Consider the following 16,446-nt stretch of genomic DNA (forward strand, 5'->3'; position numbering starts at 1 on the left):
TGTTTTATGCTACTCCCGCTGCCGGTGCTTTACAATGTCACCCCACTTTTAAAAATCGCCAACTCGCGGAAATCGTTCGCTTCGTTGCGCGCCGCTTTGCCATCGGCGATCGCCACGATCAGATCGACAAACTGTTCCAGCAGGCGATCCATCGGCGTACCGTGGATCAATTGCCCGGCGTCGAAGTCGATCCAGTGCGGTTTTTTCGCCGCCAGTTCGCTGTTGGTAGCCAGTTTTACCGTGGGAACAAAGCCACCGTAGGGCGTGCCACGCCCGGTACTGAACAACACCATATGGCAGCCGGCGCCGGCCAGCGCGCTGGTCGCCACTGCGTCATTGCCGGGTGCGCTGAGCAGGTTTAACCCTGGCTGCCGCAGCCGCTCGCCGTATTTGAGCACGTCCACTACCCGGCTCTGTCCGGCTTTCTGCGTGCAACCAAGGGATTTTTCTTCCAAAGTGGTAATGCCGCCCGCCTTGTTGCCCGGCGAAGGGTTTTCATAAATCGGCTGGTTATGGGCGATAAAATACTGTTTAAAATCGTTGACCATGCTGACGGTTTTCTCGAAGGTCGCCCGATCGCGGCAGCGGCTCATCAGGATCCGTTCTGCGCCAAACATCTCCGGCACCTCGGTCAGCACCGTGGTGCCGCCGTTGGCGATCACATAATCGGAAAACCGCCCCAGCAACGGGTTGGCGGTGATGCCGGACAGCCCGTCCGACCCGCCGCACTCCAGGCCGAACTTCAACTCGCTCAATTTGCCCGGCTGGCGACGATCGTCGCGCATGGCCCGATACAACTCATGCAGTTGCTCCAGCCCGGCTTCCACCTCATCGTCCTGCTGCTGGCACACCATAAAGCGCACCCGCTGCTCATCCGTCGGCCCGAGCGTGCTGCGGAAAACATCTACCTGATTGTTCTCGCACCCCAGGCCAATCACCAGCACCGCGCCGGCATTCGGATGGCGCACCATATTTTGCAGCATGGTACGGGTGTTTTCATGATCCTGCCCCAATTGCGAACAGCCGAACGGATGGCTGAACAGATGTACGCCATCGATCCCCTGTGCATCCTGAGTTTCCTTCAGAAAACGCTGCTGGATCTGCCGGGCAATGCCGTTGACACAACCGACGGTCGGCACGATCCACAGTTCGTTGCGGATCCCCACCTCGCCGCTGCTGCGGCGATAGAGCTGTACTTCACGATCAGCAGCCTGCGGCGGCAGCGCGGGAAATTCCGGCTGGTACTGATAGCTGTCCAGATCGCTCAGGTTGGTTTTGGCATTTTGCGAGTGAATGTGCACACCCGGCGCTATGGCGACCAGCGCATGGCCGATCGGCAGCCCGTACTTGATGATCGCCTCGCCGGCTGCGATCGGCTGCAGCGCAAACTTGTGCCCACGCGCCACGGGTTGCGAAAGCCGAAGGGTCAACGCTTCCAGCGCCAGCGTTTCGCCGTCGGCCAAATCGCGCAGCGCCACCGCCACATTATCCTGCGAATGAATTTTTACGATGCTTTGCATAAACCAACCTCGGGCAGCGGCTACGCCAGTTCAATGGCGAAATAATTTTTGGCATTGTCGAAGCAGATGTTTTTCACCATCTCGCCGAGCAGCGCGATATCCGCCGGCGCTTCACCCTCTTCCACCCAGCGCCCCATCATCTGGCAGAGAATACGGCGGAAATATTCGTGACGGGTATACGACAAGAAGCTGCGGCTGTCGGTCAGCATACCGACAAAACGGCTCAGCAGGCCAAGCTGTGCCAGCTGCGTCATCTGGCGTTGCATGCCGTCTTTCTGATCATTGAACCACCAGCCTGAACCAAACTGCATCTTGCCTGGCGTGCCCTCTCCCTGGAAATTACCCACCATGGTGCCGATCACTTCGTTATCGCGCGGATTAAGGCAATATAGGATGGTTTTCGGTAATCCTCCCTGCCGGGATTGAGCATCCAGCAGGCGGGAAAGCGGCTCTGCCAGCGGCCGGTCGTTAATGGAGTCGAAGCCGATATCCGGGCCAACGCTTGCCAGCATCCGGCTGTTGTTATTGCGCAATGCGCCGATGTGATACTGCTGCACCCATTCACGGCGTTGATATTCAGCGGCCAGGAACAGCAGCACTGCGCTTTTGAACTGGGCGCTTTGCTCCGGCCCAGGTAGCTTACCGCTCAGGCGTTGGGCCAGAATGGCGTCCAGCTCGGCTTCGTTCGCTTCGCCATACACCACCACGTCCAGCGCATGGTCGGCCACTTTGCAGCCGTGAGCGGCGAAGTGGTCCATGCGTTTTTTCAGCGCGTCGCACAGCGAAGTGAAGCGGCTGATACTGATATCCGCTGCCGCCTCCAGCTTTTTCAGGTAATCGTTAAAGCCCGGTGCATCGATATTGAACGCCTTATCCGGTCGCCAGCTTGGCAGCACCTTGATATCGAAACTGTCGTCGGCGGCAATCGCTTTATGGTGGCGCAAATCGTCGATCGGATCGTCGGTGGTGCCGACCATTTTCACCTTCATCTGCTGCATGATGCCACGCGCTCTGAAATCGTCCTGCGCCAACAGCGCGTTACCGCGATGCCAGATATCGTCCGCCGTCGCCGGGGAAAGCAGCGTGCCGGTGATGCCGAATGGACGGCGCAGTTCGAGATGAGTCCAGTGATACAGCGGGTTGCCGATGGTATGTGGCACTGTGGCGGCCCAGGCGTCAAATTTCTCGCGGTCGCCGGCATCGCCGGTGCACAGACGTTCGGCCACGCCGTTGGTGCGCATCGCCCGCCATTTGTAGTGATCGCCCTTTAACCAGATGTCATATAAGTTTTTGAAGCGGGTATTCTCGGCGATCTGTTCCGGCGGCAAATGACAGTGGTAGTCAAAGATCGGCTGATCCGCCGCATAGTCGTGATACAAACGCCGGGCAAATTCGCTGCCCAACAAGAAATCTTCGTTTAAAAACGTCGCCATATCAGGCTCCTCACCTTGCTGACCGTTCGGCACAGTGTTCAATACGACAAAGTTATCACACCAATTACACAGAGCGTCCAGCAAAATCTTACCCCAACCTACGGCCTACTTCCCTCGTGAAAGGCGATTAACGCGCAGTTTCGCAGCAAAACACGGCCTAAATCACGTGATTACCGGCCAAAGCGTATTGCCCCATTGAATCTTGGCTTTTGTGATATCACTCAACTTTTAAATCTGTATGACAAGTTATTGTCTCGCCACCCCGTCGCTGGCGCGTTGGGAATGCGTCGGTGATGGAAAGGCCGATGCAGATCAACGAAAAGGAATCACACCCCTACACGCCGCCACCTCGGCTGCGCATATTCAAGACTGGGAGATATTTCGGATGCGTAAAATTAAAGGGTTACGCTGGTACATGATTGGGCTGGTGACCATCGGCACCGTGCTGGGTTACCTGACCCGCAACGCCATTGCCGTGGCGGCGCCGACGCTGGAAGGCACCTTACATATCACCACGCAACAGTATTCTTACATCGTCGCCGCTTATTCCGCCTGCTACACCGTGATGCAACCGGTGGCGGGCTACGTGCTGGACGTCTTGGGCACCAAGGTGGGCTACGCCATGTTCGCCGTCCTGTGGGCGCTGTTTTGCATGGGTACAGCGCTGGCGAACAGTTGGGGCGGGTTGGCGCTGGCGCGCGGCGCCGTGGGCATGGCCGAGGCGGCAATGATCCCCGCCGGCCTGAAGGCCAGCAGCGAGTGGTTCCCGGCCAAAGAGCGTTCCATCGCCGTAGGGTACTTTAATGTAGGTTCGTCGATCGGCGGGATGATCGCGCCGCCGCTGGTCGTCTGGGCCATCGTCGCCCACAGCTGGGAAATGGCGTTTATCATTACCGGCGTGCTGAGTCTAATCTGGGCCATCTGCTGGCTGATCTTCTACAAGCACCCGAAAGATCAAAAGAAACTCAGCCAGGAAGAGCGGGATTACATCCTCGAGGGCCAGGAACCGCAACACCAGACCGGCAACGCCAAGAAAATGTCCGCCTGGCAGATCGTACGCAACCGCCAGTTCTGGGGCATCGCGCTGCCACGTTTTCTGGCAGAACCGGCCTGGGGCACCTTCAACGCCTGGATCCCGTTATTCATGTTCAAAGCCTATGGTTTTAACCTGAAAGAGATCGCCATGTTTGCCTGGATGCCAATGCTGTTCGCCGATCTCGGCTGCATCGTTGGCGGGTATCTGCCGCCGTTTTTCCAGAAACACTTCAAGGTGAACCTGATCGTTTCACGCAAGCTGGTGGTCACGATGGGCGCGGTGCTGATGATTGGCCCCGGTATGATCGGCCTGTTCACCAGCCCTTATGCCGCCATCGCGCTGCTGTGCGTCGGAGGCTTTGCTCACCAGGCGCTGTCCGGTGCGTTGATCACCCTGTCTTCAGACGTATTTGGCCGTAACGAGGTCGCGACCGCCAACGGCCTGACCGGCATGGCGGCCTGGACCGCCAGCACCCTGTTTGCTCTGGTGGTCGGCGCCTTAGCAGATACCCTGGGCTTCAGCCCGCTGTTCGCCGCGCTGTCGGTATTCGATATTCTCGGCGCCATCGTTATCTGGACCGTCCTGCAAAACCGGCCTGCCTTATCCCCCACGAAAGAGGCTCCACAGCCTGTCCCGGCGCGCAGTTAACCTCCCGCCCGGCCACGCGCCGGGCGTCTCCTGCGGCCACTGGCAGCCCTGCCGAATAAGTGGTATAACAAATCCGACAGCCACGCCCCTTCTTACCCTAAGAGCATTCATTATGGAATTCACTGAAACCAGACGCCTGTATCAGCAACTGGCCGCCGAGCTTAAGCAGCGTATTGAAAGCGGCCGCTACCCGGTGGGCGATAAGCTGCCGGCCGAGCGCTATATTGCTGAAGAGATGAACGTCAGCCGCACCGTGGTACGCGAAGCCATCATCATGCTGGAAGTGGAAGGCTACGTTGACGTACGCAAGGGGTCCGGGATCCACGTGATGTCCAACCAGCAAAAGCATCTGGTGGTGCCGGGCGACAGCATTGAGTTCGCCACCGCCGGGCCGTTCGAACTGTTGCAGGCGCGTCAGTTGATTGAAAGCAACATCGCCGAATTCGCCGCCACACAGGTCACCAAACAAGATATCGTCCAGTTGATGGAGATCCAGGAACACGCACGCAAGGAAGACCGGTTCCGTGATTCGCAGTGGGATCTGAAATTCCACGTGCAGGTGGCGCTGGCCACGCAAAATACCGCGATGGCGACCATCGTGGAAAAAATGTGGAGCCAGCGGGTGAATAACCCTTACTGGATCAAGCTGCACGAGCATATCGACGAGCGATCTATCGCCAGTTGGTGCGACGATCACGATCAAATCCTCAAGGCATTGATACGTAAAGACCCTTATGCCGCGAAACTGGCAATGTGGCAGCATCTGGAAAACACCAAGCAAATGCTGTTCAACGCCACCAGCGACGATTTCGAATATAACGCCGACCGCTATCTGTTCGCCGAAAACCCGGTGGTGCATCTGGACGGCATGACCGCCGAAAACAAATAGCGTACGCGGTCAAAAACCGTTGGGTTATGTCAGGTAATGTAAAATCCTCCGAATCGATGCCTGAACCGCCGTTTGCCGTGTAGTATTTCACCGGAGGCAACGTAGATTTCCCTGTTGCCAATCGTGCTATTTTGGTAAAGTTAGGCCACTTTTTTTACCCTTTGCTACGGGGCGGAACACGAATACATGCGCTGGTTGTTTGCCATGCTTATTGCTCTTTTTTGCTGGACCGGCTCGGTCTCCGGCCAAAAGCTATGCGCGGCACCCTCCAAAGCAACCCCCACGGCACTGAGTAGCCTGCCCTCGCTCGATAACCCGGCGCTGTCCCCTTATGACCAGGTTTATCGGTCTCCAGCAGAGTTGCAGCGCAAAGCGCCCGGCAAATTGCCGCTGCTGTTGCCGCGTGTGCATTCTTACCCCGGCTCACTGCCGGCCTCCGCCCAATTGCAGCCAGTCTATGCGCTGACCTCTGAACTGGGCCATAATGCCAGATTCCCGCGTCAGCACTTATCTGTACCCAATCAGCTTGTTCAGGCCAACTGGATGCTGCACACCCCACAGCAGCAAAACAGGCTCGGTGGCTGGAAAGAAAGTAATATGCTTTATCGTGGCACGCTGACTTACCACTCATGACCGGTGTCGCACCGACGAGAACTCACTAAAAGCAACACCGTTTCATCGTTATCAGCAGCCAGGATCGCCCGCGCGCTTTCAGCCCACTCCTGATCCGCCGCTGAGATAAAGACAAACAATGACGTTTTAGGAACATCGGATGGACATCATTAAAGAACTGTTACATGCCTTATGGCAGCAGGATTTTGAGACGCTGGCGAACCCGTCGCTGGTCTGGACGCTCTACGTCCTGCTGTTTCTGATTTTATTTCTGGAAAACGGCCTGCTGCCGGCGGCATTTTTACCCGGCGACAGCCTGCTGATCCTGGTAGGCGTTTTGATCGCCAAAGGCACCATGAATTTCCCGCTCACCATCCTGATCCTGACCGTTGCCGCCAGCCTGGGGTGCTGGGTCAGTTACATACAAGGCAAATGGCTGGGCAATACGCGAACGGTGCAGGGCTGGCTGTCGCATCTGCCGGCGCATTATCACCAGCGCGCGCACCAATTGTTCCACCGCCACGGGCTTTCCGCTCTGCTGGTCGGTCGTTTTCTGGCGTTTGTCCGCACCCTGTTGCCTACCATTGCCGGTCTCTCCGGCCTGAGTAATGCCCGTTTCCAATTCTTTAACTGGATGAGTGGCCTGCTGTGGGTGGTGATCCTGACGTCACTGGGCTTTGCTTTGGGCAAAACCCCGGTATTCCGCAAGTACGAAGACCAACTGATGTTCTGCCTGATGCTGCTGCCGCTGGTGCTGCTGGTGGTTGGGCTGGTGGGATCGCTGATCGTGCTGTGGCGCAAGAAACGCGCCGACAGCCAGAATCAGGGGAAAGGGGCGTGATGGCAAAGCGCCCGCGCTGGCAGTATGTTTTGCTGATTGCACTCGCCCTGTTGGCGCTGGCAACGCTGCTGGTGCCCTGTATGGTGCGCACCGAAAGCGAGCTGCGTATCCGCGCCGGCCAGCAAGGCCTTTCGCTGCCTGACGGCTTTTTTGTCTATCAGCGGCTGGATGAGCGTGGCATTCGCATCAAAAGCATTACTCCCGAAGGTGATGGTCTGGTGATTCGCCTGGATTCACCGGAACAGCAGTTGTTGGCGCGCGAAGCGCTGCAAACGATTTTACCGCCGGGTTATATCATCGCTCTGAGCGAATCCCCTGTTCCAACCCATTGGGTGCGTGAATTTGCACGCGCCCCACTCAATCTGGGATAATACCCCTTCGAATGAAGGGTTTTCCTTTCGTTTTTATGCCCCGTTCAATTAATCACCAATCACCATCGAACTGCGGCTGATTCTTTGGGGTCTGCGCGATTCAAGGCTATGCTGAAAGCTAGCTGCGTAAACTCCTGTCGTACTGCTTTTGCAAGCAGTCAGGAAAAGCGGATGCGTACCAGTGCATCCCAGTTAACAAGGAACCGATAGCATGAAATTACGCCACTCACTCTTACTGGCCCTCCCCTTATGTGTATTGCCGGCCCTGTCGTTTGCCGCCGAAGGCGGTTGTGCGACCAAGGCCCAAAACATCCAGCAGCAGATTGATTACGCCACCCAACATGGCAATCATAACCGTATAGCCGGGCTGAAAAAGGCGCTGAGCGAAGTACAGACTAACTGCACGGAAGCAGGCCTGCAGGCCGATCGCCAGAAAAAAATCGAAGAGAAACAAAGCAAGGTCGCTGAACGTCAACAAGAGCTGAAAGAAGCTCAGCAAACCGGCAACCTGGATAAAGTCGCCAAGAAGCAGAAAAAACTGACGGAAGCACAGGCCGAGCTTAAACAGGCCCAGGCGGAATAATTTTTTTACACCAGCGGATTTATCGCTGAGAGCCGCGTCATACGGGATTTTTACTGTATATAGAATGAATGCTTAGTGATATCAGCTACCCATTCACCCTTTGCTCCGACGAAAAAATCCGCTATGTTGAAAGTCTGTCGAAGTTAACGTTAAGGAATAATCACATGGCACATGATTCAAATGCAGAAAACTTACGCGCTGAACTTAAATCCTTAGCCGATACGCTGGAAGAAGTGCTGAACTCTTCCACCGATAAACCAAAAGCCGAGCTGGAAAAGCTGCGCTCCAAAGCTGAAGACGCATTGAAAGATACCCGCGCTCGCCTGAGCGACGCCGGGGACAAAATAGCTTCCCAGACCAAGCAAATCGCCGGCCAGGCGGATGATTACGTGCGTGATAATCCGTGGACAGGTATCGGTATCGGCGCTGCGGTTGGCGTAGTGCTGGGCGTTCTGCTAGCGCGCCGCTAATATGGCAGAACAACCACAAGTTCGTGCACAGGGCCCCGCCAAAGGGGTCCTCGATATCGCCCAACGCATCATCACCATTCTGGTGAGTATGGTCGAAACGCGGGTGCGCCTGGCGGTTGTCGAGCTGGAAGAGGAGAAAGCGAACCTCATTCAGTTGCTGATCATGGCCGGTATGACCCTTTTATTCACCGCATTTGGCCTGATGAGCCTGCTGATCCTGATTTTCTGGGCCATTGACCCTATCTACCGCCTGATGGCGTTAGGTGCCACCACGGGCATATTGCTGTTCCTGGCTATTTTCGGCGCCATCTGGACGCTGGTCAAAGCACGCCGATCCACCCTGTTGGGCGCTACGCGCAGACAGTTGGAGATCGACCGTTCCGAGCTGGAGGGCGAAAAATGAATCGCCGTCGCTACCTGGAATGGAGAAAAGAGAAACTGATTCGGCAGATCCAGCAACAACGGCTGGATCTGGCCGACAACAAAAGCCTGTGGCTGGAAAAAACCGAACGCATCGATCGCAGTTGGCAAACCCTCTTCGGTCTGCGCAAATACCTGGTCGTCGGCTCCAGCGTGATGGCGCTTTACGGTATCCGCCACCCAAGCAAACTGATTCGCTGGTCACGTCGCGCTTTTGGTGCCTTTGGCACTATCCGATTGATCCAGAAAACTTTTTCGACCAAGTAATCCTACTTATTTCTTCAATTCTTCCGTCGTTATGCCCCCTTTTTCACAGAAATTTATTCTTTCTGTCGATAAAGGCTGGGTAACTTTCTGATTCGCCATCATTTGTTAGCAGGCTACAGATTCAGTTTTTTTGAAAAAATACGACAGTTTTACTTGCTAACAACGGAATCACTTCCCGATTAACATTCACTCCATCAAACACGTAACGGGCAGGACAGGGTCAGAGACCCGGCATACCGCCCGCTAACAGCGGTAAACGCCAAGACTGGCGAACTAAAAATCACTTTGGAGTTGATGATGAAAAAATTAGAAGATACAGGTTTGCTGGTTGCTCGTATTCTGATGCCAATTCTGTTTATCGTGGCAGGTTACGGCAAAATGGGCGACGCCTATGCCGGCACCCAGCAGTATATGCAATCGATGGGCGTACCTGGCTTCTTGTTGCCGCTGACCATCTTGCTGGAGTTTGGTGGTGGCCTGGCAATTCTGTTCGGTTTCCTGACCCGCACCGTGGCGCTGTTCACTGCCGGTTTCACTCTTCTGACCGCGGTACTGTTCCATACTAACTTTGCGGAAGGCGTAAACCAGCTGATGTTCATGAAGAACCTGACCATCGCCGGTGGCTATATCGTACTGGCCGTTGCCGGCCCAGGCGGTTTCAGCATCGACCGTATTTTGAACAAAAAGTGGTAAGCTTCTAATTACCGAATCAGGGGTCCGGCATGCCGGACCCTTCTGCGTTTTCACTCGGACACGAAGGAGATCATCATGGGACAACTCGTCGATGGCGTTTGGCAAGACATCTGGTATGACACATCGTCCACCGGAGGCCGTTTCAAACGCTCAACCTCTCAGTTCCGCAACTGGGTGACTGCAGACGGCCAACCGGGCGAACACGGCACCAGAGGGTTTAAAGCGGAGAAAGACCGTTATCACCTGTATGTTTCACTCGCCTGCCCTTGGGCGCACCGCACGTTGCTGATGCGCAAGCTGAAGGGGCTGGAGCAGATTATCCCGGTTTCCGTGGTGCATCCGCTGATGTTGGAAAACGGCTGGACCTTCGGCCAGGACTTCCCTGAAACGACCGGCGACAGCCTTTATCACTCAGACTTTCTCTATCAGCTTTACCTGCGCGCCGATGAACATTACACCGGCCGCGTAACGGTGCCGGTATTGTGGGACAAGCAGCACCAGACCATCATCAGCAATGAATCTGCCGATATCATCCGCATGTTCAACAGTGCATTTGATGGCGTCGGCGCTCGCGCGGGGGATTATTATCCCAACGACCTGCACGGTAAAATCGATGAGCTGAACGGTTGGATTTATGACCAGGTGAATAACGGTGTCTACAAGGCCGGTTTCGCCACCAGTCAGGAAGCCTATGACGAAGCGGTGAACGCGCTGTTTGACGCACTGGCGCGGCTGGAGCAGATCCTGGGCCAACACCGTTATCTGGCCGGCGATCGCCTGACCGAGGCCGACCTGCGTCTGTGGACCACGCTGGTGCGCTTCGATCCGGTGTATGTCACCCATTTTAAATGCGATAAACGCCGCATCAGCGATTATCTCAACCTGTACGGCTTCCTGCGCGACATCTACCAGATGCCAGGCATCGCCGAAACGGTTAGCCTACCGCACATCCGCAACCACTATTACCGTAGCCACACCACTCTCAATCCGCACGGCATTATTTCCATCGGGCCGGCGCAGGATCTGGACGAGCCGCACGGCCGCGACAAACGTTTCGGTTAGCCCATTTTCCCCCTTTCTTTAGCGGTAAGGGGGAACAATAAAACGGCCCGCCGTGCTTGCACCTGCGGGCCGTTGGCGATCAATTGCAGCACACAGTCCGGTTACTGCCGTTCCTGCTGGGCGAAGAGCCGCGGGATTTCGCGCAGGAACCAGGCTTTCGCCTCCCCCATGCTGTCGCGCCGCCAGGCCATGATGATATCGGCCTCACGGCTGTATTCCGGCCCCACCACCCTCAGCCGCCCTTCTTCAATGTCTTTTTCCACCATCGGGTAAGGCATGGTCGCCACGCCCAGGCCGGCCAGCAGCGCCAGGCGCTTGTCGCCAATGGTGCTGACCGTCAGGCGTTGCTGTTTATCCAACAACTGCACGGTCAATACCGGCCGTTCACGGGCAGTATCCGCCACCGCAATGCCGCGGTATTTCACGCGAGTCAGTTCGGACAAGGGTTCCGGCTCCAGATGAATGGGGTGATCCGGCGCGGCGACGTAGACGCTCATCACCTTGTACAACTTGCGGGTGTTGATCTCCGAGGAAGCACGGAAATGCATGTCCGGGGCGATGACGATATCGGCTCGCCCTTGCTCCAGCCGCTCCCAGGCACCGGCCAGCACTTCGGTAAAAATCGATACCTGGGTATTGGCCTTCAGCGCCAGCTTGTCGACCAGCGGAAACAGTTTGCTCGCCGGTGACAGCGCTTCGCTGACGATGGTCAGGTGAGTTTCCCAACCGCGCGCCAGCGCTTCGGCATCCGTGGTCAGCTTGTCCGCCGCCTCCAGCAGTACCCGCCCGCGCTCCAGTAACATGCGCCCAACGTTGGTGAACTTGGTGCGGTGGCCGGAGCGATCGAACAGCACCACGTCCAATTCTTCTTCCAATTTTTGCATGGTGTAGCTGAGCGCCGAGGGCACACGCCCCAGTTCATCGGCTGCCGCAGCAAAGCTGCCACGTCGGTCGATCGCATCCATAACCCTTAACGCTTCAAGCGTTAACGCCCGATCTCTGGCCATCGAATCTCTCTGTCAGGAAATTTGAATATGCCGACCAGATTAACTGGCTAACAATCCGGCGTCCAGATGCTTACCATTTGGATAATGAATTTAGAGAGCCGATTGCCATGATTACATGCAGAACAGCACAACAATGCGGGCAAGCTGACTTTGGTTGGCTGCAGGCTCGCTACACCTTTTCTTTTGGACATTACTTCGATCCCAAGCTGATGGGCTACGCCTCGTTGCGGGTGCTGAACCAGGAGGTGCTGGCGCCAGGTGCGTCATTCCAGCCACGCACCTATCCCAGCGTGGATATCCTGAATCTGATCTTGCAGGGGGAAGCCGAATACCGCGACAACGACGGCAATACCGTGCGCGCCAAGGCCGGTGAAGCCTTGTTGTTGGCCACGCAGCCAGGGCTGAGTTACAGCGAACAGAACGTCAGCAGCGATACGCCGCTGACCCGTCTGCAACTGTGGCTGGATGCCTGCCCGGAGCGCAACAACGATCGAGTACAGCGCCTGATGCTGCCGGATAACGGCTCGACGCTGCTGGCATCACCGGACGGCGCCCAGGGAAGCCTGCAACTGCGCCAGCAGGTATGGATCCATCATTTGGATTTACAGCCGGGCGAACAGCAGACATTTGCGCTGAACGGGCAACGGGCTTACCTGCAGTCGATCCACGGCACCATCGAAGCCAATGGCGACCGTAACGAAGGCCAACGCCTGACCTGCGGCGACGGGGCTTTTATCCATGAAGAGAACCGCCTGACGATCCGCGCCGAAACGCCGCTGCGCGCGCTGCTGATCGATTTGCCGGTGTAATGGGCATCCAGAAAGGAAAAAACCCCGCGTAACTTGCGTCACGCGGGGTTTTCTTTATAGAGGGAGTTGACCGGTAAGCCGGGTTCTGTCGTGGACAGTCATTCCTCTAGGCCAGCAATCGCTCACTGGCTCAAGCAGCCTACCCGGGTTCAGTACGGGCCGTACCATGTGAACCCCTATTTGGCCTTGCTCCGGGTGGAGTTTACCGTGCCACGAACTGTTGCCAGCCGCGCGGTGCGCTCTTACCGCACCCTTTCACCCTTACCTGATCCCGCTTGCGCGGGCCATCGGCGGTTTGCTCTCTGTTGCACTAGTCGTAGGCTTGCGCCTCCCAGGCGTTACCTGGCACCCTGCCCTATGGAGCCCGGACTTTCCTCCCCTCCATCTGTCTCCCCCGAAAGGGACGGCAATGAAGCGGCGACTGTCTGGTCAACTCCGGCGCGGATAGTAGCGTCGCGCTCACGGCAGGTCAACCGCTTTACTGTTCTTGTTGCTCTAACGCGTGTTTATACAACGCATTTTTCTTCACGCCGTGGATTTCCGCCGCCAACGCCGCCGCCTTTTTCAACGGCAATTCTTTTTGCAGCAACGCCAGCGTGCGCAGCGCCTCCAGCGGCAATGCGTCATCCTGCGGCTTATGGCCTTCGACAATCAGCACCATTTCGCCACGGCGACGCACTTCGTCTTCCTGCACCCAGGCCAGCAGCTCACCCACAGGCGCACCCGTGATGGACTCCCAGGTTTTGGTCAGCTCACGCGCCAGCACTACATAGCGCTGCGGCCCCCACACAGTGACCATGTCCTGCAAACTTTCCAGCAAACGGTGGGTGGATTCGTAGAAAATCAACGTGCGCGGTTCCTCTGCCAGCGCCATCAGCGTATCCTTACGCCCCTTGGTTTTCGCCGGCAGGAACCCTTCGTAACAGAAGCGGTCTGAAGCAACGCCGGCGGCACACAGTGCGGTGGTTGCCGCACAGGCCCCCGGCAGCGGTACCACGCGGATGCCGGCTTCGCGGCAGCGACGCACCAGGTGATAACCGGGATCGTTGATCAACGGGGTGCCGGCGTCGGAAACCAGCGCAATGCTCTGGCCTTCCTGCAGTTTCGCCAGCAGTTGGTCCGCCTTTTGCTGTTCGTTATGGTCATGCAGCGCAAACAACCGCGCGCTAATCGCAAAGTGTTGCAACAGCAACCCGGTGTGGCGCGTGTCCTCGGCCGCAATCAGATCAACGCTTTTCAGTACCTCTAACGCGCGGTGGGTAATATCCCCCAAATTGCCGATGGGAGTGGGCACCACATACAGCGTTGATGCAGAAATGACTGATTGTTGGTGTTGATTCATTGTTTCATCCGGGTTGCCGATTTAATATTGAGCATCTTGAAAAAAACATCACTGGATACAGTATGCTTTCCTCAACATTCGTTCGTACCAAAGCAGGGCGTTCAAAGCCTGTCCGACTTACCGCAGTTATCGCGGCAGCCCTGCTCCTTGCAGGCTGTCCTGGTCAGGCCCCGCAGACGCCGCCCGCCAATATACAGGACGAAGCGAGCGCCAGCTCCGATTACTATCTGAAGCAGCTGCAACAAAGCAGCGATGATAACAAGGCTGACTGGCAATTACTTGCTATTCGCGCGCTGTTACGTGAAGGAAAACTGCCGCAGGCCGGTGAACAACTGAACCAACTGTCGAAAAACCTCAACAGCGTTCAGCAGGTTGAACGCCAGTTGCTGACCGCAGAACTGCAGGTGGCGAACAAAAGCTATGTGAGCGCCCGCAGCACGCTGGGCCATCTGGATAGCGGTTCATTGTCAGCTAACCAATTGGTGCGCTTCTACCAGGCGCAGATCGCCGCCAATCAGGGCAAACCGTCTCTGCCGTTGATCCGCGCCTACGTTGCGCAGGAACCGTTGCTGACCGGCAAGGCTCATCAAACCAATCTGGATCAAACCTGGCAGGCGCTGCTGCAGTTGACGCCGCAGGACATGAGCAGTCTGGTGATCAACGCCAATGAAAACGTGCTGCAAGGCTGGCTGGATCTGCTGCGTGTCTATCAGGACAACAAGCAAGATCCCGACCTGCTGAAGGCCGGCATCAAGGACTGGCAAAACCGTTACCCGCAGAACCCGGCGGCGAAAACGTTGCCGACGCAGTTGAACCAGGTGCTGAACTTTACCCAGGCTTCCACCTCTAAAATCGCCCTGCTGCTGCCGATGAACGGCCAGGCAAAAGTGTTCGCCGACGCAATCCAACAAGGTTTTGAAGCGGCGAAAAACGGCGTGACCGCACCGGCGCAGGTACAGCAACAACAGCAACCTGCCAACAATCCCGTTCAGGCAGCAGCCCCTGCGGATGCCAATGCCAACGGCGCGGTAAGCACCTCGGCGCCGTCTGCGGATGCCGCGCCCGTGACTGCGGCTCAACCTTCTACGCCCTCCAATGCGCAGATTACGCCGCCGCAGGCCACCAATACGCAAATTAAAGTGTATGATACCACCAGCCAACCGCTGGCCGCGTTACTGACACAGGCACAGCAAGACGGCGCAACCCTGGTGGTGGGCCCGCTGCTGAAAGAGAACGTCGATCAACTGTCCGGCAGCAATACCACGCTGAACGTGCTGGCGCTCAATCAGCCGGAAACGCCGAAAGACAATCCGAACATCTGTTACTTCGCCCTGTCGCCGGAAGACGAAGCGCGCGACGCTGCCCGCCACATTTGGGAACAGCAAAAGCGCCAGCCGCTGCTGCTGATCCCGCGCGGTTCGTTCGGCGATCGCGTTGCCAAAGCCTTTAACCAGGAATGGCAAAAACTGGGCGGCCAGACCGTACTGCAACAAGGTATCGGCTCTGCCGGCGAACTGCGTCAGGCGGTGAACAGCGGCGGCATCCGCATGACCGGTACGCCGATTTCCGCGGCACCGGCTCCGCAGGCCGTGACCATTGCCGGGCTGACCATCCCGGCGCCGCCAAGCGATGTGCCTGCCGAATCCGGCGGCAACGTGGATGCAGTCTACATCGTGGCGACCCAGTCCCAGCTGACGCTGATCAAACCGATGATCGACATGGCCACCACCTCGCGCAGCAAGCCGGCAATGTACGCCAGCTCGCGTAGCTACCAGGCCGGTGCAGGCCCTGACTTCCGTCTGGAAATGGAAGGCCTGCAGTTCAGCGATATCCCGTTGCTGGCCGGCGCCAACCCGCAGCTGTTGCAGCAGGCGAGCAGCCGGTTCCGCAACGACTATTCGCTGGTGCGTCTGTACGCCATGGGGATGGATGCCTGGACATTGGCCAATCACTTTGCTGAAATGCGCCAGTTGCCTGGCTTCCAGGTATCCGGCACCACCGGCATGCTGACCGCCTCACCAAGCTGTGTGATCAACAGGAAACTGCCTTGGCTGCAATACCGTCAGGGAATGGTGGTTCCCGTCTCTTGAGTCAACGCGCCAAGGGGGCGGGCTATGAGTTACAGGCCCGCCGCTATCTGGAACGCGCCGGGCTCACCTTCTTCGCCGCCAACGTTACGCTGCGCGGCGGTGAGCTCGATCTCATCATGCGCGATGGTCAAACCTGGGTGTTTGTTGAAGTCCGCTACCGCCGCAGCGACGCCTTTGGCGGTGCGGCCGCCAGCGTGACTTACCGTAAACAGCAGCGGTTGCTGCATGCCGCCGCCGTTTGGTTGGCGGGGCGCGGAGCCAGTTTTGACACATCGTCTTGCCGTTTTGATGTTTTGGCCATCACCGGTAGCCAGTTAGAATGGATACCCAACGCCTTCAATGCGGATTAATCA

General features: G+C 57.1%; 18 protein-coding genes and 1 other RNA gene. 14 read left to right on the forward strand and 5 right to left on the reverse strand.

The genetic code is table 11. The features are described from left to right. Nucleotides 1-29: 29 nt before the first annotated feature. Both JEM67_RS24350 and uxaC read right to left on the reverse strand, forming a co-directional pair. Nucleotides 30-1,520, reverse strand: coding sequence for a UxaA family hydrolase (locus JEM67_RS24350; protein ID WP_199635728.1), 1,491 nt, complete (start codon nucleotides 1,518-1,520; stop codon nucleotides 30-32). A 20-nt stretch (nucleotides 1,521-1,540) separates the two neighbouring features. Further along, on the reverse strand, nucleotides 1,541-2,953 hold the full coding sequence (gene uxaC / locus JEM67_RS24355; RefSeq protein WP_199635727.1) for a glucuronate isomerase: 1,413 nt from the start codon (nucleotides 2,951-2,953) through the stop codon (nucleotides 1,541-1,543). 385 nt (nucleotides 2,954-3,338) lie between these two features. On the opposite strand from uxaC, the gene JEM67_RS24360 reads away from it, so the two are divergent. From JEM67_RS24360 to JEM67_RS24410, 11 genes are all read left to right on the forward strand, one after another. Then, nucleotides 3,339-4,637 (forward strand): MFS transporter, encoded by a 1,299-nt coding sequence (locus JEM67_RS24360; RefSeq protein ID WP_013814653.1) that lies wholly within the window; start codon nucleotides 3,339-3,341, stop codon nucleotides 4,635-4,637. 112 nt (nucleotides 4,638-4,749) lie between these two features. Continuing rightward, a complete protein-coding gene (exuR, locus tag JEM67_RS24365; protein WP_004948422.1) occupies nucleotides 4,750-5,526 on the forward strand; it encodes a transcriptional regulator ExuR in 777 nt (258 codons plus the stop codon). Nucleotides 5,527-5,712: 186 nt separating this feature from the next. Then, nucleotides 5,713-6,159, forward strand: coding sequence for a hypothetical protein (locus tag JEM67_RS24370; RefSeq protein WP_013814654.1), 447 nt, complete (start codon nucleotides 5,713-5,715; stop codon nucleotides 6,157-6,159). A gap of 139 nt (nucleotides 6,160-6,298) precedes the next feature. Next, on the forward strand, nucleotides 6,299-6,979 hold the full coding sequence (locus JEM67_RS24375; protein ID WP_004948426.1) for a DedA family protein: 681 nt from the start codon (nucleotides 6,299-6,301) through the stop codon (nucleotides 6,977-6,979). Next, entirely contained in the window at nucleotides 6,979-7,350 is a 372-nt protein-coding gene (mzrA, locus tag JEM67_RS24380; RefSeq protein WP_006320501.1) for an EnvZ/OmpR regulon moderator MzrA, read from the forward strand. The genes JEM67_RS24375 and mzrA overlap by 1 nt, the downstream gene beginning before the upstream one ends. A gap of 211 nt (nucleotides 7,351-7,561) precedes the next feature. Continuing rightward, nucleotides 7,562-7,933: a DUF1090 domain-containing protein gene (locus tag JEM67_RS24385; RefSeq protein ID WP_199635726.1), complete on the forward strand. Its 372-nt coding sequence runs from the start codon at nucleotides 7,562-7,564 to the stop codon at nucleotides 7,931-7,933. Between the two features lie 164 nt (nucleotides 7,934-8,097). After that, the gene (locus JEM67_RS24390) at nucleotides 8,098-8,403 is read left to right on the forward strand and encodes a DUF883 family protein (protein WP_013814656.1); all 306 of its coding nucleotides are present in this window, start codon (nucleotides 8,098-8,100) and stop codon (nucleotides 8,401-8,403) included. Between the two features lies 1 nt (nucleotide 8,404). Further along, nucleotides 8,405-8,806 carry a phage holin family protein gene (locus JEM67_RS24395; protein WP_199635725.1) on the forward strand — a complete coding sequence of 134 codons (402 nt, stop codon included), beginning with the start codon at nucleotides 8,405-8,407 and terminating at the stop codon, nucleotides 8,804-8,806. Then, nucleotides 8,803-9,090: a YqjK-like family protein gene (locus JEM67_RS24400; RefSeq protein ID WP_199635724.1), complete on the forward strand. Its 288-nt coding sequence runs from the start codon at nucleotides 8,803-8,805 to the stop codon at nucleotides 9,088-9,090. Before JEM67_RS24395 ends, JEM67_RS24400 begins: the two co-directional genes overlap by 4 nt. A gap of 297 nt (nucleotides 9,091-9,387) precedes the next feature. Then, complete coding sequence (locus JEM67_RS24405) at nucleotides 9,388-9,783, forward strand: DoxX family protein (protein ID WP_006328232.1); 396 nt, start codon at nucleotides 9,388-9,390, stop codon at nucleotides 9,781-9,783. Between the two features lie 75 nt (nucleotides 9,784-9,858). Beyond that, complete coding sequence (locus JEM67_RS24410) at nucleotides 9,859-10,845, forward strand: glutathione S-transferase family protein (protein ID WP_199635723.1); 987 nt, start codon at nucleotides 9,859-9,861, stop codon at nucleotides 10,843-10,845. A gap of 101 nt (nucleotides 10,846-10,946) precedes the next feature. Here the strand turns inward: JEM67_RS24410 and JEM67_RS24415 are convergent, their stop codons facing one another. Next, complete coding sequence (locus JEM67_RS24415) at nucleotides 10,947-11,852, reverse strand: LysR family transcriptional regulator (RefSeq protein WP_004948447.1); 906 nt, start codon at nucleotides 11,850-11,852, stop codon at nucleotides 10,947-10,949. A gap of 107 nt (nucleotides 11,853-11,959) precedes the next feature. On the opposite strand from JEM67_RS24415, the gene JEM67_RS24420 reads away from it, so the two are divergent. Continuing rightward, nucleotides 11,960-12,661, forward strand: coding sequence for a pirin family protein (locus tag JEM67_RS24420; RefSeq protein WP_013814661.1), 702 nt, complete (start codon nucleotides 11,960-11,962; stop codon nucleotides 12,659-12,661). Between the two features lie 58 nt (nucleotides 12,662-12,719). Here JEM67_RS24420 and rnpB read toward each other — a convergent pair. Together rnpB and rsmI are read right to left on the reverse strand one after the other, a co-directional pair. Beyond that, nucleotides 12,720-13,098, reverse strand: an RNA gene (gene rnpB / locus JEM67_RS24425) — RNase P RNA component class A. A gap of 41 nt (nucleotides 13,099-13,139) precedes the next feature. After that, nucleotides 13,140-14,003: a 16S rRNA (cytidine(1402)-2'-O)-methyltransferase gene (gene rsmI / locus JEM67_RS24430; RefSeq protein WP_013814662.1), complete on the reverse strand. Its 864-nt coding sequence runs from the start codon at nucleotides 14,001-14,003 to the stop codon at nucleotides 13,140-13,142. A gap of 62 nt (nucleotides 14,004-14,065) precedes the next feature. Between rsmI and JEM67_RS24435 the strand changes: the two genes are divergently transcribed. Together JEM67_RS24435 and JEM67_RS24440 are read left to right on the forward strand one after the other, a co-directional pair. After that, a complete protein-coding gene (locus tag JEM67_RS24435; RefSeq protein ID WP_013814663.1) occupies nucleotides 14,066-16,093 on the forward strand; it encodes a penicillin-binding protein activator in 2,028 nt (675 codons plus the stop codon). Continuing rightward, complete coding sequence (locus JEM67_RS24440) at nucleotides 16,090-16,443, forward strand: YraN family protein (RefSeq protein ID WP_004948459.1); 354 nt, start codon at nucleotides 16,090-16,092, stop codon at nucleotides 16,441-16,443. The genes JEM67_RS24435 and JEM67_RS24440 overlap by 4 nt, the downstream gene beginning before the upstream one ends. Nucleotides 16,444-16,446 lie beyond the last annotated feature (3 nt).

The sequence above is a fragment of the Serratia sp. PAMC26656 genome (assembly GCF_016469055.2).
Lineage (GTDB): Bacteria > Pseudomonadota > Gammaproteobacteria > Enterobacterales > Enterobacteriaceae > Serratia > Serratia plymuthica.

Bases quoted from the DNA above. Each gene is read 5' to 3' on its own strand.
- mzrA (WP_006320501.1), top strand. From the start codon at position 6,979: ATGGCAAAGCGCCCGCGCTGGCAGTATGTTTTGCTGATTGCACTCGCC.
- JEM67_RS24350 (WP_199635728.1), bottom strand. From the start codon at position 1,520: ATGCAAAGCATCGTAAAAATTCATTCGCAGGATAATGTGGCGGTGGCG.
- JEM67_RS24385 (WP_199635726.1), top strand. From the start codon at position 7,562: ATGAAATTACGCCACTCACTCTTACTGGCCCTCCCCTTATGTGTATTG.
- exuR (WP_004948422.1), top strand. From the start codon at position 4,750: ATGGAATTCACTGAAACCAGACGCCTGTATCAGCAACTGGCCGCCGAG.
- JEM67_RS24420 (WP_013814661.1), top strand. From the start codon at position 11,960: ATGATTACATGCAGAACAGCACAACAATGCGGGCAAGCTGACTTTGGT.
- JEM67_RS24410 (WP_199635723.1), top strand. From the start codon at position 9,859: ATGGGACAACTCGTCGATGGCGTTTGGCAAGACATCTGGTATGACACA.
- uxaC (WP_199635727.1), bottom strand. From the start codon at position 2,953: ATGGCGACGTTTTTAAACGAAGATTTCTTGTTGGGCAGCGAATTTGCC.
- JEM67_RS24395 (WP_199635725.1), top strand. From the start codon at position 8,405: ATGGCAGAACAACCACAAGTTCGTGCACAGGGCCCCGCCAAAGGGGTC.
- rsmI (WP_013814662.1), bottom strand. From the start codon at position 14,003: ATGAATCAACACCAACAATCAGTCATTTCTGCATCAACGCTGTATGTG.
- JEM67_RS24370 (WP_013814654.1), top strand. From the start codon at position 5,713: ATGCGCTGGTTGTTTGCCATGCTTATTGCTCTTTTTTGCTGGACCGGC.
- JEM67_RS24390 (WP_013814656.1), top strand. From the start codon at position 8,098: ATGGCACATGATTCAAATGCAGAAAACTTACGCGCTGAACTTAAATCC.
- JEM67_RS24435 (WP_013814663.1), top strand. From the start codon at position 14,066: ATGCTTTCCTCAACATTCGTTCGTACCAAAGCAGGGCGTTCAAAGCCT.
- JEM67_RS24405 (WP_006328232.1), top strand. From the start codon at position 9,388: ATGAAAAAATTAGAAGATACAGGTTTGCTGGTTGCTCGTATTCTGATG.
- JEM67_RS24400 (WP_199635724.1), top strand. From the start codon at position 8,803: ATGAATCGCCGTCGCTACCTGGAATGGAGAAAAGAGAAACTGATTCGG.
- JEM67_RS24360 (WP_013814653.1), top strand. From the start codon at position 3,339: ATGCGTAAAATTAAAGGGTTACGCTGGTACATGATTGGGCTGGTGACC.
- JEM67_RS24415 (WP_004948447.1), bottom strand. From the start codon at position 11,852: ATGGCCAGAGATCGGGCGTTAACGCTTGAAGCGTTAAGGGTTATGGAT.
- JEM67_RS24375 (WP_004948426.1), top strand. From the start codon at position 6,299: ATGGACATCATTAAAGAACTGTTACATGCCTTATGGCAGCAGGATTTT.